This is a genomic window from uncultured Lacinutrix sp., assembly GCF_947500325.1.
Classification (GTDB): domain Bacteria; phylum Bacteroidota; class Bacteroidia; order Flavobacteriales; family Flavobacteriaceae; genus Lacinutrix.
The window spans coordinates 349,374-373,374 of record NZ_CANMRQ010000001.1; the positions used below are offsets into that span (position 1 = coordinate 349,374).

14 protein-coding genes are annotated in these 24,001 nt (G+C 33.6%); 11 read left to right on the forward strand and 3 right to left on the reverse strand.

Annotation, left to right across the window (positions count from 1 at the left end):
- Nucleotides 1-56 precede the first annotated feature (56 nt).
- Nucleotides 57-1,061: a recombinase RecA gene (gene recA, locus Q0997_RS01690; RefSeq protein ID WP_299883805.1), complete on the reverse strand. Its 1,005-nt coding sequence runs from the start codon at nucleotides 1,059-1,061 to the stop codon at nucleotides 57-59.
- A 446-nt stretch (nucleotides 1,062-1,507) separates the two neighbouring features.
- Between recA and Q0997_RS01695 the strand changes: the two genes are divergently transcribed.
- From Q0997_RS01695 to Q0997_RS01730, 8 genes are all read left to right on the forward strand, one after another.
- The gene (locus Q0997_RS01695) at nucleotides 1,508-2,575 is read left to right on the forward strand and encodes a rhodanese-related sulfurtransferase (RefSeq protein ID WP_299883807.1); all 1,068 of its coding nucleotides are present in this window, start codon (nucleotides 1,508-1,510) and stop codon (nucleotides 2,573-2,575) included.
- Nucleotides 2,576-2,766: 191 nt separating this feature from the next.
- Complete coding sequence (locus Q0997_RS01700; protein WP_299883809.1) at nucleotides 2,767-3,966, forward strand: regulatory iron-sulfur-containing complex subunit RicT; 1,200 nt, start codon at nucleotides 2,767-2,769, stop codon at nucleotides 3,964-3,966.
- Nucleotides 3,956-4,453, forward strand: a complete 498-nt coding sequence (locus Q0997_RS01705; RefSeq protein WP_299883811.1) for a gliding motility lipoprotein GldH — start codon at nucleotides 3,956-3,958, stop codon at nucleotides 4,451-4,453. The genes Q0997_RS01700 and Q0997_RS01705 overlap by 11 nt, the downstream gene beginning before the upstream one ends.
- Entirely contained in the window at nucleotides 4,453-6,807 is a 2,355-nt protein-coding gene (locus Q0997_RS01710) for a transglycosylase domain-containing protein (protein WP_299883813.1), read from the forward strand. Before Q0997_RS01705 ends, Q0997_RS01710 begins: the two co-directional genes overlap by 1 nt.
- A 20-nt stretch (nucleotides 6,808-6,827) precedes the next feature.
- Nucleotides 6,828-9,197, forward strand: coding sequence for a transglycosylase domain-containing protein (locus tag Q0997_RS01715; RefSeq protein ID WP_299883814.1), 2,370 nt, complete (start codon nucleotides 6,828-6,830; stop codon nucleotides 9,195-9,197).
- Nucleotides 9,198-9,306: 109 nt separating this feature from the next.
- Entirely contained in the window at nucleotides 9,307-10,008 is a 702-nt protein-coding gene (locus tag Q0997_RS01720; protein ID WP_299883816.1) for a CoA transferase subunit A, read from the forward strand.
- Nucleotides 10,009-10,010: 2 nt separating this feature from the next.
- Nucleotides 10,011-10,664 (forward strand): CoA transferase subunit B, encoded by a 654-nt coding sequence (locus Q0997_RS01725; RefSeq protein WP_299883818.1) that lies wholly within the window; start codon nucleotides 10,011-10,013, stop codon nucleotides 10,662-10,664.
- A gap of 29 nt (nucleotides 10,665-10,693) precedes the next feature.
- Nucleotides 10,694-11,317 (forward strand): hypothetical protein, encoded by a 624-nt coding sequence (locus Q0997_RS01730; protein WP_299883820.1) that lies wholly within the window; start codon nucleotides 10,694-10,696, stop codon nucleotides 11,315-11,317.
- Between the two features lie 163 nt (nucleotides 11,318-11,480).
- Here Q0997_RS01730 and Q0997_RS01735 read toward each other — a convergent pair whose 3' ends face one another.
- Nucleotides 11,481-11,666: a hypothetical protein gene (locus tag Q0997_RS01735; protein WP_299884224.1), complete on the reverse strand. Its 186-nt coding sequence runs from the start codon at nucleotides 11,664-11,666 to the stop codon at nucleotides 11,481-11,483.
- On the reverse strand, nucleotides 11,644-13,329 hold the full coding sequence (locus Q0997_RS01740; RefSeq protein WP_299883823.1) for an ABC transporter ATP-binding protein: 1,686 nt from the start codon (nucleotides 13,327-13,329) through the stop codon (nucleotides 11,644-11,646). The genes Q0997_RS01735 and Q0997_RS01740 overlap by 23 nt, the downstream gene beginning before the upstream one ends.
- Nucleotides 13,330-13,510: 181 nt before the next feature.
- Here Q0997_RS01740 and Q0997_RS01745 point away from each other — a divergent pair, with 181 nt between their 5' ends.
- The 3 genes from Q0997_RS01745 to Q0997_RS01755 all read left to right on the forward strand — a co-directional run bounded on the left by Q0997_RS01745 (nucleotide 13,511) and on the right by Q0997_RS01755 (nucleotide 23,978).
- Complete coding sequence (locus tag Q0997_RS01745; protein ID WP_299883825.1) at nucleotides 13,511-17,125, forward strand: reprolysin-like metallopeptidase; 3,615 nt, start codon at nucleotides 13,511-13,513, stop codon at nucleotides 17,123-17,125.
- A 229-nt stretch (nucleotides 17,126-17,354) separates the two neighbouring features.
- Nucleotides 17,355-19,787 carry a GEVED domain-containing protein gene (locus tag Q0997_RS01750; RefSeq protein ID WP_299883827.1) on the forward strand — a complete coding sequence of 811 codons (2,433 nt, stop codon included), beginning with the start codon at nucleotides 17,355-17,357 and terminating at the stop codon, nucleotides 19,785-19,787.
- 231 nt (nucleotides 19,788-20,018) lie between these two features.
- Complete coding sequence (locus Q0997_RS01755; protein ID WP_299883829.1) at nucleotides 20,019-23,978, forward strand: M36 family metallopeptidase; 3,960 nt, start codon at nucleotides 20,019-20,021, stop codon at nucleotides 23,976-23,978.
- Nucleotides 23,979-24,001 lie beyond the last annotated feature (23 nt).

Consider the following 24,001-nt stretch of genomic DNA (forward strand, 5'->3'; position numbering starts at 1 on the left):
CTATAAATGGTTGCGTCTAAAAATAAAAAATCCCGAAATTTTTCGGGATTTAATTATTATTTATCTTCTTTAATGGCTTTTTTTATTTTTTCTTCAAGCTCTTCAAAAAGCTCGGGGTTGTCTTTTATTATTGCCTTTACAGAATCTCGCCCTTGTCCTAACTTTGTTTCATCATAACTAAACCAAGATCCACTCTTTTTTATAATTTCTTTGTCTACTGCTACATCCAGAATTTCACCAACTTTACTTACACCTTCACCATACATGATATCAAATTCGGCTAACCTAAATGGAGGAGCAACTTTATTTTTAACCACTTTTACTCTGGTTTTGTTACCCATAACTTCACCATCTGTATTCTTTATTTGTGTAGAACGACGAATATCTAAACGTACAGAAGCATAAAATTTTAATGCATTACCTCCTGTTGTTGTTTCTGGGTTACCAAACATAACACCAATCTTTTCTCTTAATTGATTAATAAATATTACAGTACAATTCGTTTTACTAATTGATGCTGTTAATTTTCTTAATGCTTGAGACATTAAACGAGCATGTAAACCCATTTTACTATCGCCCATTTCTCCTTCAATTTCACTTTTAGGAGTTAATGCTGCTACAGAATCGACAACAACTATATCAATAGCTCCAGAACGAATTAAATTATCTGCTATTTCTAAAGCTTGTTCTCCATTATCTGGTTGAGATATTATTAAATTATCTATATCTACGCCAAGTTTTTCTGCATAAAAACGATCGAAAGCATGTTCTGCATCAATAAAAGCTGCAATACCTCCAGCTTTTTGAGCTTCAGCAATAGCGTGTAATGTTAATGTTGTTTTACCAGAAGATTCTGGACCATATATCTCTATAACTCGACCTCTTGGATAACCACCAACGCCTAAAGCAATATCTAAACCTAATGAACCAGAAGGAATAGACTCTACGTCTACTACAGCAGCATCACTCATTTTCATTACTGTTCCTTTACCGTAAGCTTTATCTAATTTATCTAAGGTTAGCTTTAATGCCTTTAATTTTGCTTCTTTTTCACTGCTCATGTTATCTTATTTTTAGGTAATATTCGTGCTAAAATAATACTTTTTTTCACTTTTTTTTATTTTCTCACGCAACCTTTTCACTCTTTTTGCATCTACTAATAAAAGCGGGAAAAATTTTGCTATGAAAAAGAATCATTAATCCCAATTTTTACAAATATTCATCATTAACTTTTAAGTGTTTTAACGATGAGGTATATAAAAAAAACAATTAAATCAAAAGCATTAGGCGTTTCAGTAACTGTATTTATAAACAGTAGCTGTAAAGCCGATGGAGGTTAGCTCGTTTACTTTTTTTAGAAATAAAAAAATTAATAACGAGTTAGTCTATTAAAAGTCCGTTGAAAGTCAACGGACTTTTTTTTATACATAACACTTTCTTTTGTTGCTAAAACTATTAAAAACAGTACTTTTGCAAAAAAAATCTTTAACCTTAAAATTAGTATAGCATGCAACTGTACAATAAACTAAGTGCCAAAGAAAGAGCAGAACTTATAGAAAACGCAGGAAAAGAGCGTTTAACTCTTTCATTCTATCAATATGCGAATATTGGCAATCCACAAATACTTAGAGATCATTTATTTTTAACATGGGACGCATTAGACGTTTTAGGTCGTATTTATGTTGCGACCGAAGGGATAAATGCACAATTGTCGTTACCAGCAGATCGTTTTAATGCATTTAAAACACATCTAGATACCATTGAATTTTTAAAAGATATTAGATTAAATATTGCTGTTGAACAAGACAATATGTCTTTTTTAAAACTTAAAGTAAAAGTTCGGAAAAAGATTGTTGCAGATGGTTTAAATGATGACTCATTCGATGTTACGAACAAAGGCGTACATGTTGCTGCAGAAACATTTAATGAGCTTATTGAAGATGAAAATACGGTATTGGTAGATATGAGAAATCATTATGAAAGTGAAATAGGTCATTTTAAAAATGCAGTAACACCAGATGTAGATACATTTAGAGAATCGTTAGATATTATTGAAGATGATTTAAAAGATCATAAAGAAGATAAAAATTTGGTGATGTATTGTACTGGCGGGATTCGATGTGAAAAAGCTAGTGCATATTTTAAACATAAAGGATTTAAAAATGTATACCAATTAGAAGGAGGTATAATTGAATATACTAGACAAGTAAAAGAAAACGAGTTAGAGAATAAGTTCTTAGGGAAAAACTTCGTGTTTGATGATCGCCGTGCAGAAAAAATTAGTGAAGATATTATTGCTAATTGCCACCAATGTGGAAAACCTTGTGATACGCATGTTAATTGTGCAAATGAAGCTTGTCATTTATTATTTATTCAATGTGAGGACTGTAAAACAGAATTAGATAACTGTTGTTCTACAACTTGTAAAGATATAAATGCCCTGCCTTTTGAAGAACAAAAAGCATTACGAAAAGGTCAAGGCAATAGTAATGATATTTTTAAAAAAGGAAGAGCAGATCATTTGCCTTATAAAAAAGATTTAAGGAATATTTTTGAAACATTGAAAAAGAAATAAAATTCTAAAATCATATAAAAAAAGCCTGAGTTTTAACCTCGGGTTTTTTTATATTTTTAAGTCATAAGAATAATCTTATCTTTACCAATAGATTTTGTTTTAAAACTGAAAGAAAAATAGTTTATAAAAAAACAAAAGAATATTAATCGTCTTCTGGTGCTAAAGCATTCAGAATCAATATATCTACATATATGGCTTGTGCAAGTTGCTCAACTAAAGATGGCCAACCTAAAGGCTGCAAAAATAATGGTACTTGTGGTACAGATAGTTGTAATAAACTAACCGTTTTCGATTGGTTAGCAAATATGTCTGTTCCAAATGGAGAAAAACCTTTCGATTTTGTTGAAGTTCGTTTTAAAAATGGTAGAAAACAATACTATAAAAATGCAGAAAATTTATCGCTTTCTATTGGCGATATTGTAGCGACTCAAGCGCAATCTGGTCATGATATAGGAATGGTTACATTATCTGGTGAACTTGTTCGTGTTCAAATGAAACGAAAAAAAATAGACCCTAAACCAGATGAGGTTTTAAAAGTGTATCGTAAAGCTTCACAACGAGATATTGATATTTGGAGCGGAGCTCGTGATAAAGAAGAACCAATGAAGGTTAAGGCACGTCAATTTGCAATTGATTTAAAATTGCAAATGAAGATTTCAGATATTGAGTTTCAGGGTGATGCCAGCAAAGCAACATTTTATTACACAGCAGAAGAACGTGTAGATTTTAGAGAGTTAATAAAACTATTTGCGAGAGAATTTAGAACGCGAATAGAGATGAAACAAGTGGGTTTTAGACAAGAAGCTTCAAGATTAGGAGGAATAGGTTCTTGTGGACGAGAATTATGTTGCTCTACTTGGTTAACCGATTTTAGATCGGTAAGCACTAGTGCAGCTCGTTATCAACAGTTATCCTTAAATCCGCAAAAATTAGCAGGACAATGCGGTAAATTAAAATGTTGTTTAAATTATGAGTTAGATTCGTATTTAGATGCTTTAAAAGCATTTCCTAAAAACGATACCAAACTTTATACAGAAAAAGGTACAGCCGTATGCCAAAAAACAGATATTTTCAAAGGACATATGTGGTATGCCTATGAGGGAGAATGGATGAATTGGCATAAAATTACTACAACACAAGCCAGAGAGATTATTGAGCTTAATAAAAAGAAACAGAAAATTGCTAGTTTAGAAGAATATGCTGCAGATTTAATAGAAGATACTAAAGTAGAATTTGAAAACGTTGTTGGTCAAGACAGTTTAACACGTTTTGATAGTCCAAAAGGGAATAAGAAACGTAAAAATAATAGGAACAGAAATCGAAATAAGAATCGAAATCAAAAAAATAAGGCACAAAGAAAACCACAAAACAAAACGAATAATGCAAAATAGAGTTGTTGTTTTTAGCTTTTTAATATCTTTATTATTATTGGCATGTGATGGTGGTAGTGTTTTTGATGAGTACCAATCTGTACCAGATAATTGGAATAAAAACAAGATAATTAGTTTTAATGTTAAAGTTCCAGATTCAACCAAACCATACAATTTATTTGTAAATCTTAGAAATACTGGTGATTATAAATACAGTAATTTATTTTTAATTGTTGAAATGAATTTTCCTAAAGGGAAAGTAGTCCGTGACACCTTAGAATATAGAATGGCTAGACCAAATGGAGAGCTTTTAGGTACAGGTTTGTCAAGTATAAAAGAGAATAAATTGTGGTATAAAGAAGGTGTTATTTTTGATGAAGCAGGTGAGTATAAAGTTAATATTCAGCATGCCATGAGAATAAATGGAGAAGTAAACGGCATTACAAACTTAGAAGGGATTACAGATATAGGGTTTAGAATAGAAAATCCTTTAGAAAATAAAAATTAATGGCAAAAACAGAAACAAAACAAACAGCAGAAGCTCAAAACTTCGACAAATATGTGCGATGGTTTTGGATGCTATTTTTAGGCGGGATATTTTTAATCGTTTTATTGTTTTTATTAGCCTCTTGGGGAGCTTTTGGTGAATTGCCGGATCATACACAATTAGAAAACCCAAAAACAAACTTAGCAACTGAGATTATTTCTTCTGATGGTAAAACTTTAGGTAAATTCTATTTCAATGATAACAGAACTCCCGTTAGTTATGAGGAGCTTCCAAAACAATTGGTTGAGGCGTTAGTTGCTACAGAAGATGTACGTTATTATGACCATTCTGGGATTGATGCGCGGGGAACTTTAAGAGCTTTTTTAAAACCGGGAAGTGGTGGAGCCAGCACAATTTCACAACAATTAGCTAAGCAATTATTTACTAAAAGGGCATCTAGTAATAAAATTAAAAGATTGTTGCAAAAATTTAAAGAGTGGATTATAGCTATTCGTTTAGAAAGACAATATACTAAAGAAGAAATCATTGCTCAGTATTTTAATATTTACGATTTTGGAAACAATGGAGATGGCATTCGTTCTGCTGCTAATATCTACTTTGATAAAGAAGCAAAAGATTTAAACCTTAAAGAGTCTGCAATGTTGGTGGGTATGTTTAAAAACTCATCATTATATAACCCTAGAAGAAACCCTGTTGGTGTAAAAAACAGAAGAAATGTAGTGTTGTCTCAAATGCAGAAATATGAATATATTGAGAAAAAGGCAAAAGACTCTCTTCAAAAAACTGAGCTAGATTTAAGGTATTCTCCACAGTCTCATAGAGATGGAGTCGCAACATATTTTAGAGAATATCTAAGATCATGGATGAAAGATTGGACTAAGGATAAAGCAAATAGAAAACCTGATGGCTCTAAGTATAATATTAATAGTGATGGTTTAAAAGTATTTGTGACTTTAGATTCGCGTATGCAAAAATATGCAGAAACAGCTGTTGCTAGACATATGCCAAAATTACAAGCAGAATTTTTCCATCAAAACACACCAAAAAGAAACCCTACAGCTCCTTTTTTAGAATTAGATAAAGATGAAATTGAGAAATTAATGAATGATGGGATGAAACGAGGAGAGCGATGGCGAGTATTAAAAAAGGAAGGGAAAAATGAGAAGGAAATTAGAGCTTCTTTTCAAAAACCTACAAAAATGACAGTTTTTAAATGGGAAAACGGTAAGCCAAGCGAAGTGGACACTATTATGAAGCCAATAGATTCTATGCGTTACTATAAATCATTTCTACATCCTGGAATGATGAGTATGGATCCCAAAACAGGACATGTAAAAGCCTGGGTTGGAGGTATGAATTATAGACATTTTCAATACGATCATGTTAAGCAAGGGAAACGTCAAGTTGGGTCAACATTTAAACCGTTTGTTTATGCAACGGCAATAGATCAATTGCACATGTCGCCTTGCGATAAAATACCTATCTCTCAAATTACAATAGAAGCTAATAAATATGGTAATCCCGAGCCTTGGACGCCAAGTAATAGTGATGGGAAATATGGAGGAGAAAAAACACTAAAGGATGCTTTGGCAGCTTCCGTAAATACTGGAACTGCAAGGTTAATGGATAAAGTTGGGCCGCAACCTGTTGCTAAACTAGCAAGGAATTTAGGTGTTACATCAGATATACCAGAGGTGCCTTCTATTGCGTTAGGTACTCCAGATATAAGTGTCTATGAAATGGTTGGAGCGTACTCTGCTTTTGCAAATAAAGGCGTGTATACTAAGCCGGTGATGATTGAGCGCATTGAGGATAAAAATGGTACTGTTTTATATCAATTTACACCAGAAACTAAAGATGTTTTAAGTGAAGAATCTGCTTATGTAACAGTTAAATTAATGGAAGGTGTTGTGCAGTCTGGTTCTGGTAGTCGATTACGAGGTAAATGGAGAGCAAACCAAACATTATATAAAGAGATTATAACTGGTTATCCATATGAGTTAAGTAATCCTATAGCTGGAAAAACAGGAACAACACAAAATCAAAGTGATGGTTGGTTTATGGGTATGGTTCCCAATTTAGTAACAGGTGTTTGGGTTGGAGCAGAAGATCGAGCAGCGCATTTTAGTAGTATCTCATATGGGCAAGGAGCTTCAATGGCATTGCCAATTTGGGGCATGTATATGAAAAGTTGTTATGAAGATAAAACTTTAAACGTTTCTAAAGGGAATTTTGAAAAACCTAAAAATCTATCTATTGAAGTTGATTGCGAAAAATACCAACAAGATAATCCAGATGGTGATAACGATACACCAACTGAAGAAATTCCTGACGAATTGGATTTAATGCCGTAAATTAAAGAGACTTAATATCATTGATAAAAATAGATTCAAAGCAAATAAGTAAAACTGAAAACTTCAAAAAGCATGTACGATGGTTTTGGGGATTATTTTTAGGAGGAATATTTTCTTTTTTTCTATTGTTTTTTATTGCATCATTAGGTGGTTTTGGTGAAATGCCAGACCACACACAGTTAGAAAACTTAAAAACAAATTTAGCTTCAGAAATTATTTCTAACGACGGTAAAACATTAGGAAAACTATATTATAAAGCCAATAGAACACCAGTAAGTTATGATGAGTTGCCAAAACACTTAGTCAATGCTTTAATAGCTACAGAGGATGTTAGGTATTTAGAACATTCTGGTATTGATGCTCGAGGAACATTAAGAGCTATTTTAAAACCAGGAAGTGGTGGCGCTAGTACTATTACGCAACAATTAGCTAAGCTGTTATTTACTAAAAGAGCTTCTAGTAATAAAGTTAAAAGAGTTTTACAGAAATTTAAAGAATGGATTATAGCTATTCGTTTAGAACGCCAGTATACTAAGCAAGAAATTATTGCACAATACTTAAACATTGCAAGTTTTGATAATAATGCCCATGGCATTCGATCAGCTTCAAGAATATATTTTGGAGGAAAAGAGCCAAATGAATTAGATCAAAAAGAATCTGCAATGATTGTTGGGATGTTAAAAAACCCATCTTTATTTAATCCGCTTAAAGACAAAGGAAAAAGAGCTGTTAAAACAAAGAAGAGAAGAAATGTTGTTCTTTCTCAAATGTATAAGTATGAATACATATCTAAAACTAAAAAAGATTCACTTCAAAAAACAGATTTAGGTATTAAATATACCCCTGAAAGTCATAATACAGGGACAGCAACTTATTTTCGAGAATATATTAGAGCTTGGATGAAAGGTTGGGTTAAAAAGAAAATTAATAGAAAACCCAATGGTGAAAAATATAATATTACCAGTGATGGATTAAAAATATATGTAACTATAGATTCTCGTATGCAAAAATATGCTGAGAAAGCTGTTGCTAGACATATGCCAAGATTGCAAGCAGAGTTTTTTAAACAAAATACATCAAAACGAAACCCAACAGCACCCTTTTTAGGTTTAAATAAATCTGAAATAGAAAAATTAATGAATGATGGAATGAGTCGAGGAGAACGATGGAGAATTCTAAAAAGCCAAGGGAAAAGCAAAAAGGAAATTAGAGCCTCTTTTTACCAACCGACAAAAATGACCATTTTTAAATGGATTGATGGAAAAGTAGGTAAGGTAGATACTATAATGAAACCTATTGATTCGATGAGGTATTATAAACATATTCTTCGTACTGGTATGATGAGTATGGATCCACAAACTGGACATGTAAAAGCATGGGTTGGAGGTATAAGTAATAGACATTTTCAATTCGATATGGTAAATCAAGGAAAGCGTCAAGTAGGATCTACTTTTAAACCATTTGTATATGCTACTGCTATAGATCAATTACATATGTCTCCATGTGATGAAATTCCAATGTCTCAAATTACAATTGAAGCTAATAAATTTGGAAGCCATGAGTCATGGACACCAACTAATAGCAATGGAGAATATGGAGGAGAAAAGACATTAAAAGCAGCTTTAGCTGGATCTGTTAATACCGCTACAGCTCGTTTAATGAATAAAGTTGGACCTCGACCAGTAATAGATTTGGCTAAACGATTAGGAGTTACTTCTAAGATTCCTGAAGTGCCATCAATAGCATTGGGCACTACAGATATTAGTGTTTACGAAATGGTTGGTGCTTATTCTACTTTTGCTAACAAAGGCGTGTATACAAAACCCGTAATAATTGAACGTATTGAAGATAAAAACGGAACTGTTTTATATCAATTCGAGCCAGAAACTAAAGATGTTTTAAGTGCAGAATCGGCTTATGTTACTGTAAATTTAATGGAAGGCGTGGTACAATCTGGATCTGGAAGTAGACTAAGGCATAGTAGGTCTAAAAATGAATATGCATATAAAAAAATTATTACTGGCTATCCTTATGAGCTTTTAAATCCTATAGCTGGAAAAACAGGAACCACTCAAAATCAAAGTGATGGTTGGTTTGTGGGAATGGTTCCTAATTTAGTAACAGGTGTATGGGTTGGAGCTGAAGATAGAGCAGCTCATTTTTCGAGCGCTACTTATGGAGCTGGAGCAGCAATGTCATTACCAATATGGGGAATGTATATGAAAAGCTGTTATGAAGATAAAACCTTAAATGTTTCTAAAAGTAATTTTGAAAAACCAAAAAACTTATCTGTTGAAGTAGATTGCAATAGACACCAACAAGATAATCTTGGTGAAGATAACGGTACGCCAATTGAAGAAACCACAGACGAATTAGACTTGTTACAGTAAATAATTGTATTATTAATAGTATAGTTAAGATCTCTAATAATAAAAAAGCCATTCATTGCCGAATGGTTTTTTTATTTCATAAATTTAAGCCACAAAAGAAAAGAGTATTATGATTAATAAAAAGGTAGATTCTGTTGAGGAAGCAGTAAAGGGTATTACAGATAATATGACTTTTATGCTTGGTGGTTTTGGCTTATCAGGGATTCCAGAAAATGCTATTGCTGCATTAGTAAAAAGTAAAGTAAAAGGTTTAACATGTATATCTAATAATGCAGGAGTTGATGATTTTGGTTTGGGTTTATTACTGCATCAGCATCAAATAAAAAAGATGGTATCATCTTATGTAGGAGAGAATGATGAGTTTGAGCGTCAAATGCTCTCGGGAGAATTAGACGTAGAGTTAATTCCGCAAGGAACTTTAGCTGAACGTTGCCGTGCGGCGCAAGCAGGTTTTCCAGCTATATATACTCCAGCTGGATATGGGACTGAAGTTGCTGAAGGAAAAGAAACTAGAGAATTCGATGGAAAAATGTACGTATTAGAACATGCTTTTAAGGCAGATTTTGCTTTTGTTAAAGCATGGAAAGGTGATGCTGCAGGTAATTTGATTTTTAAAGGTACAGCTAGAAATTTTAATCCTTGTATGGCTGGTGCTGCTAAAATAACTGTCGCTGAGGTTGAAGAATTAGTTCCAGTAGGAACGTTAGATCCAAATCAAATTCATATACCTGGTATATTTGTGCAGCGGATTTTTAAAGGAGCTCATTACGAAAAAAGAATAGAACAAAGAACAGTTAGAACAAGAGAATAATTATGTTAGATAAAACAGGAATTGCAAAACGAATTGCAAAAGAAGTACAAGATGGTTACTATGTGAACTTAGGTATCGGTATTCCTACATTAGTGGCTAATTATGTTAGAGAAGATATAGAAGTAGAATTTCAAAGTGAAAACGGTGTTTTGGGTATGGGGCCATTTCCGTTCGAAGGAGAGGAAGATGCAGATATTATTAATGCGGGTAAACAAACAATAACAACATTGCCAGGTGCTAGTTTTTTTGATAGTGCTACAAGTTTTTCTATGATTAGAGGTCAGCATGTTGACTTAACTATCTTGGGAGCTATGGAGGTTGCTGAAAATGGTGATATTGCTAATTGGAAAATACCAGGAAAAATGGTAAAAGGAATGGGTGGAGCTATGGATTTAGTTGCCAGTGCTGAGAATATAATTGTTGCCATGATGCATACTAATAGAGCAGGAGCATCGAAATTACTTAAAAAATGCTCTTTACCATTAACGGGAGTTGGTTGTGTAAAGAAAATTGTAACAAATTTAGCTGTTTTAGAAGTTACAGATAAAGGGTTCAAATTGTTGGAACGTGCTCCAGGAGTAACTGTTGAAGATATTCAAAAGGCCACAGAGGGAACTTTAATTATTGAAGGGGATATTCCAGAAATGAATTTGTAAGTTTTAAAAATAAACGACCTGTTTCACGCATGCGCATTAAAACTTTAGCGAATACTTATATAAATTATAATTATATAGAAAATAGAGATTATAATGTAATTGAAGACCGTTTTCTTAGAAATACAACCACTGCATTAGACTTTCTTGTAAAGAGTAGTGTGCTTACGATTTCTTTTATAGATAATAGTGTTTTAAAAACAATCGACATCATTGATGTTTTGGTTGCAGATACAGAAAATAACATTACAATTATACCTGGGCAAAAAAATGCTTATAGCCCATCTCATAATACAGTATTATTCTATGACACTCATGGTGTCGTTTTTCGTAAAAATCATAAAAAAAGTTGGTTCAGGAGAAACAAAGGCTATAATTCTCCAGTAGCATTATTATCTCATGAGTTAATTCATTGCTATAATGAATTATATGAAACAGAAGATTATCATGCTAGAAAAAAAGATCATTCTTCAAAAGGAAAAAAAATTGATGCAGATGGCCATGACTTATCTTTTCCAAATGCAGAAGAGGTTTTTGTTATAAAAATGACGAATCAAGTAGCAAAGAGGCTAGGAGAAGACAAAAGAAGCAACTACGGTAGAAGTTATTATCCAACAATTTCAGTGCTATCTACCAAAAGAGCTAACAGGAGTTAGTATGTTTTAAATGTTAAAATTACATGCATTTCATCGAATAATATTGCTTTTTAACTGATTCAATCTAAATTAATCATATATTTACAATCCCAAACCTATCTAAATTATAACTCAAATGTACCATAACTTTAACTACTTTGTTATTTTTTACGCACCAAGTTTACTAATTTAAAGATAATCCAGATTTATCATAAACATCCCTTATTATGAATATTGCAACAAATCTACCTGAGCAACCTACTACATTAAATAGAATATCTAATACTGTAAAAAAAACGGCACGTTTTGCTAAAAGCGTTTTGTATTTAACAAAAAAGGTGTTCATGCTATAAACCTTTAGGTATAGCATTAATTAATTTTTTGGTATACTCTTTTTTGGGTGATGCATAAATAATATCGGCATCATCAATTTCTTCAATTCTTCCTTTATTCATTACTAGTAATTGATCACTCATGTATTTTACAACAGCTAGGTCATGAGAAATGAAAATATAAGTAAATCCATACTTTTCTTTTAGTTCATTAAGCAAATTTAATACCTGAGCTTGTACAGATATGTCTAAAGCCGAAACAGATTCATCACAAACTATTAGTTTTGGTTGTAATGCAACGGTTCTTGCTATCCCAATACGTTGTCTTTGACCACCTGAAAACTCATGCGGATAACGATTAAAATAACTTTCATTTAAACCTACTCGATTTAATATCTCTATTACTTTGTTTTTTCTTTCGGCTGTGTTTTTATACAATTTATGTACCTCCATAGGTTCCATTATTGCTTTTCCAATAGTTAGTCTAGGGTTTAAGGAAGAATATGGATCTTGAAAAATGATTTGAATATCTTTTCTTAGCATTTTTATTTCTGAAGGAGATAGCTTAGTTATATCTTTTCCTTTAAATAATACGCTTCCTGAACTTGGCTTGTCTAGTAATAATAGAGCGTTGCCTAATGTCGATTTGCCACAACCAGACTCTCCAACTAATCCTAAAGTCTCTCCTTCATATAGCTTAAAGCTAACATTGTCTACTGCTTTAAAATATTTAGGTTTTGTAAACCAACCAGATTTTGAAACATATGTCTTATCTAGGTTAATTATTTCTAGCAATGGTGCTTTGCTATATATTTTTTCATGTTCTTGTTTTCTCATTTCTAAAGTTATAATGTCTTTAGAAATACTATTATTCATAACGTCATCAATAGTGGGTAGTTTTTTTAGTCTAGTTTTTAATGAGGGTCTTGAAGTTATTAGCGCTTTAGTATAACTATGCTCAGGAGATTTGAAAATAGTATTTACTGTATTTTGCTCAACAATTTCACCTTTGTACATTACAATTATGCGATTAGCTATTTGAGAAATTAAAGATAAATCGTGTGTTATAAAAATAACACTCATTTTGGTTTCTAATTGTAATTCTTTTAACAAAGAAATTATGTCATTTTGAACTGTAACATCTAATGCGGTTGTAGGTTCATCTGCTATTAAAATTTGAGGCTTACATGCAATAGCCATAGCAATCATAACACGTTGTTTTTGGCCGCCAGAAATTTCATGAGGATAAGACTTGAAAACGCGTTCCGGTTCAGGAAGTTTCACCTTTTCAAAAAGACGTATTGTTTCTGTTTTAATTTCCTTTTTTGTTAAGGTTGTATGTTGTAATAATATTTCTTCAATCTGTTTACCGCATGTCATAGATGGGTTTAATGAGCTCATTGGTTCTTGAAAAATCATTGCGATTTTTTTGCCTCTTATTTTCTGAAAAGATTTAGATGATAATTGAGTTAAATCTTTAGATTCAAAAACAATATTTCCAGAAGTAATTTTTGATATTTTTTTAGGTAGTAAACCTAATATGGCTAGTGACGAAACAGACTTTCCAGAACCAGATTCTCCCACAATACCTAGAATTTCATTTTCCCCTAAATGATATGAAATGTTATGAATAACTTCATTTTCCTTTCCATTTGAAAAAAAAGAAACACAAAGGTTTTTTATTGATAATAAATGACTCATAATTTTAAAATGTAGGAATAATAGATGTTAAAATTACGGCAAAAACCGTAATCACATCGAACGTTATTATTTTGTTGGCATTTCATCGAAAAATCTACAGGATAAATATGAATTAAACAAAATAACCTATTAATTATTATTAATTTTATTAAAATTTTATTAATCCATTAAACCCTTTCGTATGAAAAAAGTATTACTTTTTGCTTTTTTCCTAAGTACTATTTTTGCGTTTTCGCAAGATAAAGTATTATGGGAAAAACAATCACCGGCTAATTTTGCTAAAGTTAAAGAAAGCAAAAGAAATTTACCAACAAAACAAATTTATTCACTAAATCTTAGTAATCTAAAACAAACATTAGAAAATGCTCCCAAAAGAGGAGAATTTTATGGAGAATCTAATGTAATTGTATCTTTTCCAAATGCAGATGGTAGTTTTGAGCGCTATCGTATAATGGAGGCTTCAGTTATGCATCCAGAATTAGAAGCTAAATACCCTGGTATTAAGTCTTATGCCGGACAGGGAGTAGACAATGCATCAGATCGTATCCGTTTTAGCGTATCTCCATTGGGACTACAAAGTATGCGTTTATCTGCTAATAAAGAAGCGTCTTTTATTGAGCCTTATACTAATGATCTATCTCAATATACAATATATAAAAGAGCTGATAAAACAGCTGATTTAAGTGATTTTGAATGTGAAGTAACAGCAAAAGCAAATAATGTTTTATCTGGCAATAATACAGCTTTTAAGAACGCAGATGATAGTATTTTGCGTACCTATAGAATTGCAGTATCTACAACTGGAGAGTATACAGCATATCATGGAGGGACTAAAGCTCAAGCTTTGGCAGCAATTAATACGACTATGACCAGAGTTAATGGTATTTTTGAAAATGACTTCAATGTTACAATGGTATTAATTGCTAATACAGATGATGTAATTTATACCAATGGAAATAGTGATCCTTATTCTAATGGTAGTTTTAACGGTCAGTTACAAACGACTCTTACAAATAATATAGGAGAGGCTAATTATGATATAGGGCATTTATTTGCTAGGGCTTCTAATAATGGAAATGCAGGCTGTATAGGCTGTGTTTGTGTAAACGGAAGTAAAGGTAGTGGATGGACATCACGTGATACTCCAGAAGGAGATCCTTTTGATGTTGATTTTGTAGCGCATGAAATTGGTCATCAATTTGGTGGAAATCATACATGGACTCATGGAGGAAATGAAGGTAGAAACGTACAAATGGAACCAGGAAGTGGAACAACTATTATGGGATACGCAGGGATTACAGGTGCTAATACAGATGTGCAACCAAATAGTGATCCATATTTTCATGCTATTTCTGTCCAACAAATTACAAATTATATAAAGACAACTAGTTGTCAAACAAACACAAATACTAATAATGCAGTGCCAACTGCAAATGCTGGGTCGAATTATACAGTTCCAAAAGGAACAGCTTTTGTGTTAGAAGGAACAGGTGCTGATGCTAATTCGCAAGACGTATTAACATATTGCTGGGAACAAATAGATGAAAACGATTCTGCAACATCTAAACCTAGTGTAACTGCAACTGCAGGACCAGCGTTTAGATCGTATAACCCAACAACAGATAATAAAAGATATTTTCCAAGATTATCAACAGTGAAAACCGGAGCTACAGCATGGGAATGGGAAGCTGTGCCAAATGTTGCTAGAAATTTAAATTTTAGACTAACTGTTAGAGATAATCGAGCTGGTGGTGCTAATAATAATAGCGACGATATGCGTGTAACGGTAAATGGAACAGCAGGACCATTTGTTGTAAATGCTCCTAATACTAATGTAACATGGAATGGAGGAACAACCCAAACTGTAACATGGAATGTAGCCGGAACAACAGGAAATGGAGTGAATGCTGCAAACGTTGATATTTTCCTATCCACAGATGGTGGAGATACTTATCCAATAACATTAGCTTCTGGAGTAACAAATGATGGATCTCATGATATAGTAGTTCCAAATAACCCAGGAAACCAAAATAGAATTATGGTTAGAGGATCTAATAATATCTTTTTTGATATTTCAAACTCTAACTTTACTATTGGAGCGCCTGTATCTTGTACGGCAAATGTACCTACTGGATTATCAGCTTCAAATATTGGTTCTTCTTCGGCTACTTTAAGTTGGACTGCTGTGCAAGCAGCTACTTATGATTTGCGTTATAGAGTTGTAGGTACATCAACATGGACAACTAACGCTGTAACTAGTATTTCTTCAAACGTGTCTGGATTATCTGCATCTACTCAATATGAAACTCAAGTAAGAAGTAAGTGTTCTGGTGGAAGTAACTCTTCTTATAGTGCGTCTGTTAATTTTACAACAACAGAAGTGCAGTTGAATTATTGCAGTTCGAATGGAAATAATACTAATGATGAATATATTAGTAGAGTTGAATTAGGATCTATTAATAATACATCAGGAGTTGGTACAACGAGTACAGGTTATTCGGATTTTACATCAATTTCAACAGGCTTATCAAAAGGAGCATCTGCAACAATAACAATAACACCAACTTGGACAGGAACTTTATATAATGAAGGTTATGGCGTGTTTATAGATTATAATAAAGATGGAGATTTTACAGATTCAGGAGAAACGGTTTGGACAAATGCAGCATCTCAAACCACACCAGTTAGCGGAACATTTACGGTTCCAGCAAGTGCTGCAGATGGAGCAACAAGAATGCGTGTAGTAATGCGTTATAATGTAACACCAACATCTGCTTGTGGCTCATTTAATTATGGAGAAGTAGAAGATTACACAGTAAACATAGGTGGTACAGTAGCAGATACCACAAAACCTGTAATTACACTGGTAGGAAATGCGTCTATAAGTCTTACTGTTGGTGCTAGTTATACAGATCAAGGTGCAACAGCAACAGATAATGTGGATGGAAACTTAACATCAAGTATAGTTACAACAGGATCTGTAAATACGGCATTAGAAGGCGTTTATACAATTAGATACAATGTGAGTGATGCAGCAGGAAATGCGGCAACAGAAGTAACTAGAACTGTAACGGTAACTGCTCCAGTTTCAGTAACATATTGTTCTTCTAATGGAAATAATACAAATGACGAGTATATTTCACGAGTACAAGTAGGCTCTATAGATAACACATCGGGAGTTGGAACTACAAGTACTGGTTATTCAGATTTTACATCAACATCAACAAACTTGTCCAAAGGAGTATCAACGACAATAACTATAACTCCAACATGGACGGGAACAATCTACAGAGAAGGTTATGGTGTATTTATAGATTATAATCAAGATGGTGATTTCACAGATTCAGGAGAAACGGTTTGGACGCAATCAAGAACAAGAACAACGCCAGTTAGCGGTTCATTTACAGTACCAGCAGGAGCGACTAATGGAGCAACAAGAATGCGTATAGTGATGCGATATAATGTAACACCAAATTCGGCATGTGGATCATTCAATTATGGTGAAGTGGAAGACTATACAGTAAATATTGTAAATTCAAGTATTGGTGAAGCATTAACTACTAGAGGAGATGAATTAATAGAATTAAGTATTTATCCAAATCCAGTAAAAGGAAATACATTATATGTAAAATCTAATAAAAGTTTACCTTATACAGTTGTTAATACGTTAGGTCAGCAAGTGGCTAGAGGTATTTCAACAAATACAATAGATGTAAGTGATTTAGAAGCAGGTTTATATATAATACAATTTAATGTCAATAATAAAATAGAAACAAGAAAATTTATAAAGCGATAAGAATCTAATATCCCTTAAACTAGGCTTTTATTGTTGGGCCCAGACGAAAGTCTGGGCTTTTTGTTTTTCTCAATAAAACAGCTTAATCGTAGAATAAAACTTAAACCGAACGTTAAAATTTTAACAGTATTTCATCGAAAAGCCCATGGGATAACTAGGTATTAAATAAATAATTAATACTTTCGCTGCCGATCTAATAAAAAATTAATTAATTCATTAAATTATCCTCATGAAAAAAACAATTACATTATCATTGTTGAGTTTTTTATTTGCGTTTACAACTTTTGCGCAAGACGCAAGAAATTGTGCGTCTATGGAAAACTTAGAGTACAGAAAGCAGCAAGACCCAAATCTTGAGCAACGAATGGCACAAATTGAAGCTTTTTCAAAATCAAGAGAAGCTCAATTAGAAAATTCTCAGAATAAGATTGTAGGAAACATTATAACACTACCAGTTGTTGTTCACGTATTATATAGAAATGCCACTGAAAATATTAGTGTTGCACAAATTCAATCACAATTAGACGTTTTAAATGAAGATTTTAGACGTACTAACCCAGATGCAGATAACGTATGGTCTCAGGCAGCAGATACTCAAATTGAATTTTGCTTAGTAACTGTTGACCCTAATGGAAATGCTACTACGGGAATTACAAGAAAATCTACAACTAGAAGAGACTGGGGAACATCAGACGATATGAAAAGAGCTTCATCTGGTGGTATTGACCCATGGGATACTAGCGAATATTTAAATATGTGGGTTGTACCACAAATGTTAAATTCTCAAGGTGGAACAATTTTAGGTTACGCACAATTTCCTGGAGGAGCTGCATCTACAGATGGTGTAGTAATGGGTTATAACTATTTTGGTAGAACAGGAGCTGTATCTGCGCCTTTCGATGGTGGTAGAACAACTACTCATGAAGTGGGGCACTTTTTAAACTTACGTCATATTTGGGGAGATTCAAACTGTGGTAATGATTTTGTAAGTGATACACCAACACATCAAACTTCAAATGCTGGTTGTCCTGCAGGAAGAGTATCTTGTGGATCTACAGATATGTATCAAAACTATATGGATTATTCTAATGATGTGTGTATGAATTTATTTACTACAGGTCAAAAAAATAGAATGCGTGCGGTTTTAGATGTTGGAGGTTTTAGAAGAAGTTTAGCATTATCTGATAAGTGTGGTGCTGTAGCACAGCCAACATGTACTGATGGTATTCAAAATGGAAATGAAACAGGTGTAGATTGTGGTGGTTCATGTACTCCATGTCAAACAGGAACACAGTATTGCGATTCTAATGGAAATAATACTAATGATGAATATATAAGCCGTGTAGAATTAGGCACTATAAATAATGCCTCTGGTGTAGGTACAACAAGTACAGGGTATTCTAACTTTACAAATATATCTACAGACTTATCTAAAGGAGCTTCTGCAACAATTAGAGTAACTCCAACTTGGACAGGTACTAAGTATAATGAAGGTTATGCAGTATATATTGATTATAATAACGATGGAGATTTTACTGATTCAGGAGAAACAGTATGGACAAATGCGCCATCTCAAACAACACCAGTAGTTGGAACATTTACAGTCCCAGCTAGTGCAACTAATGGAGAAACAAGAATGCGTGTAGTAATGAGATATAATACAACACCAACTTCAGCTTGTGGCTCATTTGATTATGGAGAAGTGGAAGATTACACTGTAAATATTGAAACAGGTACTACAAACCCTCCAGCAGGTGGATGTACAGGAGGTATCACATCATTCCCTTATAGTGAAGGTTTCGAATCTAGTTTTGGAGCTTGGACTCAAGGTAGTGGAGATGACTTTAACTGGACAAGAAATTCTGGTACAACTGCTTCAAGTAACACAGGACCATCTAGTGCATCTCAAGGATCTCAATATGTATATATGGAATCTTCATCTCCAAACAACTCTAATGATAGAGCAATTTTAGTGTCACCTTGTTTTAACTTAACAGGTCAAAACCAAGCAACATTTAGTTTCAAATATCATATGTATGGAGCTTCAACAATGGGTAACTTAAAATTAGCAATAAGCACAAATAACGGATCTTCGTGGACTACAGTATGGAGTAAAGCTGGTAACCAAGGAAACTCATGGCAAGATGCAAGTGTAGACTTATCTTCATATGAAGGAGATACAGTTCAGTTAAGATTTGATGGAACGACAGGTACTACATGGCAAGGAGATATGGCTGTTGATGCTATTTCATTAGCAAATGGAGCTACTTCTGCAGATAAATGTGCAGGTGTTCAAGCTTATGTTAGTGGTCAATCTTATTCTGTAGGAGAAAAAGTGACTTATCAAGGAACTTTATATCAAAGAACTGCTTCTGGTTGGACTAATTTAGGAGCTTGTGGTACAGCAAGAACAGATGAAGGATTTGTAGAGCATTTAGGTGTGGATATAAAAGTATACCCTAATCCAGTAAAAGGAAACACATTATTTGTAAAGTCTAGTGTTGAAAACTTATCGTTTACTGTTGTAAACATGTTAGGTCAGCAAGTAGCAAGAGGTACATCTACTAACGGTGTAGATGTTAGTAATCTTCAAGCTGGAATGTATATGATACAATTTAATGTCAATGATAAATTAGAAACAAGAAAGTTTATCAAGCAATAAAAGATATCCTTTAGACAACAAAATTATTTTAAAAAGCCTCAACATATTTGTTGAGGCTTTTTTTTGTTTTAATGCCTTAGCAGTTACGGGTTTAACCGTAAATTTTATAGAATAAAATTCTACTTAATGTTATTCGTCGAAAAGAACCGAATAAATATTCGGGTTTAATATGGTTTTAATAATTTAATTAAGAATTATTCAAACAATTAATTAATCCATTAAATTATCATTATGAAAAACAGTTTTAAATTGTTTTTACTGCTAGTTTTTGCAGTACAAACGTCATTTTCCCAAAAACAAATGAATGGTGTCGTCCAGAACTACTTTAATAGTATCTCTGAAGCGTCAGAATCTAAAGCAGCAGATTTGTCTGAATGGAAAATTACAGATATTGTCCCCTCATTGAACCCAGAAATTCAACATGTTTATGTTCAACAATATCATAATAATATTCCAATTCAATTTGCTAGTTATAAGTTAACCGTTAAGAATAATCAAGTAACATGGAATATTAACCAGTTTGTTACAGATATAGCATCAAAAGCTAATGCTGCGATCCCTTCAATCACTCCAGAGAATGCTGTATTAAAAATAGTTAATAAACACCGTTTGATGAATCCTATACTAAAAAGGACTAAAACTAAAAACGGAGTGTATGAGTATAAAAATTCAGGAATAAGTGAAGAGCCAATTAAAGTTAAACAATTATATCAAATGTATAATGGTAAATTAAGATTGGTTTGGAATGTTAGTCTATATCAAAAAGATGGACAACATTGGTGGAACATAAATATAGATGCGAATACAGGTAAAACACTCTATACTGAAGATTGGGTAATCTCTTGTAATTTCGATGATTCAAATCATGAAAATCATAAACATGACAACAAAACGTTACATGTAGAAGAAGAAATGGGACCCGTTTTATATGAAGCTAAAAAAGTAAATGAAGCTTTTGTTGGAGGCGGATCATATAATGTATACCCTTTAGGTATTGAAAGTCCTAGTCATGGTAACCGTACAATTGTAAGTGATCCTGCAACTGCAACAGCATCTCCATTTGGATGGCATGACACTAATGGCTCATCTGGAGCTGAATATACAATTACAAGAGGTAATAATGTTTGGGCACAAGACGATACAAATGGGAACAATGGAACTGGAACGTCTCCAAATGGAGGATCTAGTTTAAATTTCGATTTTGCATTAAATTTAAATAATAATCCTTCAACATTTTTACCTGCTGCTACTACAAACTTATTTTATTGGAACAATATTATGCATGATGTATGGTATGAGTATGGGTTTAATGAAGCTTCTGGTAATTTCCAGGAGAACAATTATGGAAAAGGAGGAATAGGAAGTGACTCTGTAAATGCAGATGCGCAAGATGGAAGTGGTACTAATAATGCAAATTTTGGTACACCTCCAGATGGAAGTAATCCTAGAATGCAAATGTTCTTATTTACTAATCCAACAAGAGATGGTGATTTAGATAATGTAATTATTGCTCATGAATATGGTCATGGAATTTCAACAAGACTTGTAGGTGGTCCAGGAACTAATGCTCTTGGTGGCTCTGAACAAATGGGAGAAGGATGGTCTGATTGGTTTGGACTTGTTATGACAATACGTCCAGGAGATGACCGAAACACTGCCCGTGGAGTTGGCACCTATGCAATAGGTCAACCAACAACTGGAGCTGGAATTCGTCCAACAAGATATTCTACTGATTTAGCTGTAAATGGAACCGATTACGGTGATATTTCAGGACTGTCTGTTCCACATGGTGTAGGTTATGGGTTTGCAACTATACTTTGGGATATGACTTGGGATCTTATTGATTTAGAAGGCTACGATAGTAACCAATATACAGGTACTGGAGGTAATAATATTGCGATGGCTCTTGTTATAGAAGGTCTTAAGAATACAGCAAATAATCCAGGATTCGTTTCTGGACGTGATGGAATTCTTCAAGCAGATCAAGATCTTTATGGAGGTCAATATAACTGTTTAATTTGGGATGCTTTTGCAAGAAGAGGTGTTGGTGTAGATGCTGTAGAAAATACTAATGGAGGAACAAATACTAACTCAGATCAAACGACTTCGTTTACTAGCGGTTGCTCTGCTCCACCACCACCAGCTAGTTGTAATTCTACTTTGGATAACTTTCCTTATAGTGAAGGATTTGAAAATACATTAGGCGCATGGTCTCAAGGAGCTGGAGACGATTTTGATTGGACACTTAATACTGGAGGAACACCATCTAATAGTACTGGTCCAGCAGCTGCTTTTGAAGGAACACATTACATATATGTAGAAGCTTCAGATCCAAATTTTGGAGGGAAAAGTACGATATTAAATTCACCGTGTTTTAATCTTACAAGTGTTAATTCACCAACGGCTAATTTCCATTATCAGATGACAGGAAACTCAGTTGGTACCATTAGACTTGAGGTAAGATTAGATGGTGAAAATACATGGACAGAAATATGGTCTCAATCTGGTGATCAAGGAGCTGCATGGATAGAAGCGAATATAGATTTAGCTGCTTATACGAATAATACTATTCAATTGCGTTTTAGAGGTACAACAAATACTTCATGGCAAGGAGATATAGCTATTGATGCCTTTGGAATTGAAGGAGCAACAACAGCAGACACTCAAGCTCCAAGTACACCAACAAACCTTGCGGTAACAGCTGTAACAACTAATACAGTGAGTCTATCCTGGAATGCTTCAACCGATAATGTAGGAGTAACTGGATACAATGTTTTTAGAGACGCAACAAATATAGGAACTGTAACAAGTACAACATATCAAGATACTGGTCTTGCCGAGGGAACAACATATCAATATACAGTAAGTGCTACTGATGCTGCCGGTAATATTTCAGCAGAAAGTAATACAGCTTCTGCGACTACAGATACTACACCACCAAATGGAGGATGTGTAAATGGACAAAATGCTCCATATACAGAAAGTTTTGAGGCTAGTCTTGGACTTTGGTCGCAAAGTGGCGGAGATGATATTAATTGGACTCGTGATTCTGGAGGAACGCCTTCTAATAATACAGGACCATCTACTGGGTCTAATGGGTCATTCTATTTATATGTGGAAGCTTCAGGTAATGGAACAGGATTTCCTAATAAACGTGCAATTATAAACTCTCCTTGTTTTGATTTAGCTGGTGAAACGGATGTGTCTTTTGTCTTTGATTATCATATGTTTGGATCTACAGATGGCGGCCGAGTAGATTTAGAAGTAAGTACAGATAGTGGCACTACTTGGACTAGTATATGGAATCAAACTGGTAACCAAGGTAATCAATGGAATACAGTTACTATTGACCTTGCTGCTTACTTAGGAGGAGCAATACAATTACGATTTAATCGTATTACCGGAGGTACTTGGCAATCCGATGTTGCTATTGATAATACACGCCTTGTATCTGGAGGAGTTGGAAACCCTAATCCACCAACAGGTTATTGTTCGTCTAACGGACAAAACAATAGTGAAGAATTTATTAGTAGAGTGCAAATAGGAAGTATTAATAATGCTTCTGGCGCTGGTGCTGGAGGTTATCAAGATTTCACAAACCTTTCTACTGATTTAAGCGGAAGTACTTCTATTACAATTACTCCTACATGGACAGGTACTGTTTATAGTGAAGCATATGCTGTATTTATAGATTGGAATAGAGATGGCGATTTCGCAGATGCTGGAGAAACAGCATTTACGCAAGCTCCTACACAGGCAACTTCTATTAACGGAACAATTACAGTTCCTTCTGGAGCATCGCAAGGTCCAACAAGAATGCGAGTGTCTTTGAAATATAATGCAGCGCAAACTGCTTGCGAAAGCTTCAACTTTGGAGAAGTGGAAGATTATATTGTAAATGTAACATCTAACATAAATGGCTTTGGTTTAGCAGATACTAATGGTAGTATAAATGATACAGCTAATTTTGAGTTCTCAATTTTTCCTAATCCAGTTACTAGCGGAGAACTTAATGTTCGAGTTGCAGGAGGAAAAGCGCAAAAACTTATAATATATAATGCACTTGGACAAATAGTGCGTAAAGGTGCATTTATAGAAAAGGTAAATGTTTCAAACCTAGATGCTGGAGTTTATATTTTAGAAATAGAAATAGAAGGTAAAGTATTAAATAAGAGGTTTATTAAAAAATAGAATTAGTAATTGACACTAACCAT

Excerpts from the sequence above, each read along its gene's own strand:
- recA (WP_299883805.1), bottom strand. The coding sequence starts at position 1,061 with ATGAGCAGTGAAAAAGAAGCAAAATTAAAGGCATTAAAGCTAACCTTA.
- Q0997_RS01695 (WP_299883807.1), top strand. The coding sequence starts at position 1,508 with ATGCAACTGTACAATAAACTAAGTGCCAAAGAAAGAGCAGAACTTATA.
- Q0997_RS01700 (WP_299883809.1), top strand. The coding sequence starts at position 2,767 with ATGGCTTGTGCAAGTTGCTCAACTAAAGATGGCCAACCTAAAGGCTGC.
- Q0997_RS01705 (WP_299883811.1), top strand. The coding sequence starts at position 3,956 with ATGCAAAATAGAGTTGTTGTTTTTAGCTTTTTAATATCTTTATTATTA.
- Q0997_RS01710 (WP_299883813.1), top strand. The coding sequence starts at position 4,453 with ATGGCAAAAACAGAAACAAAACAAACAGCAGAAGCTCAAAACTTCGAC.
- Q0997_RS01720 (WP_299883816.1), top strand. The coding sequence starts at position 9,307 with ATGATTAATAAAAAGGTAGATTCTGTTGAGGAAGCAGTAAAGGGTATT.
- Q0997_RS01725 (WP_299883818.1), top strand. The coding sequence starts at position 10,011 with ATGTTAGATAAAACAGGAATTGCAAAACGAATTGCAAAAGAAGTACAA.
- Q0997_RS01730 (WP_299883820.1), top strand. The coding sequence starts at position 10,694 with ATGCGCATTAAAACTTTAGCGAATACTTATATAAATTATAATTATATA.
- Q0997_RS01735 (WP_299884224.1), bottom strand. The coding sequence starts at position 11,666 with ATGCTATACCTAAAGGTTTATAGCATGAACACCTTTTTTGTTAAATAC.
- Q0997_RS01740 (WP_299883823.1), bottom strand. The coding sequence starts at position 13,329 with ATGAGTCATTTATTATCAATAAAAAACCTTTGTGTTTCTTTTTTTTCA.
- Q0997_RS01745 (WP_299883825.1), top strand. The coding sequence starts at position 13,511 with ATGAAAAAAGTATTACTTTTTGCTTTTTTCCTAAGTACTATTTTTGCG.
- Q0997_RS01750 (WP_299883827.1), top strand. The coding sequence starts at position 17,355 with ATGAAAAAAACAATTACATTATCATTGTTGAGTTTTTTATTTGCGTTT.
- Q0997_RS01755 (WP_299883829.1), top strand. The coding sequence starts at position 20,019 with ATGAAAAACAGTTTTAAATTGTTTTTACTGCTAGTTTTTGCAGTACAA.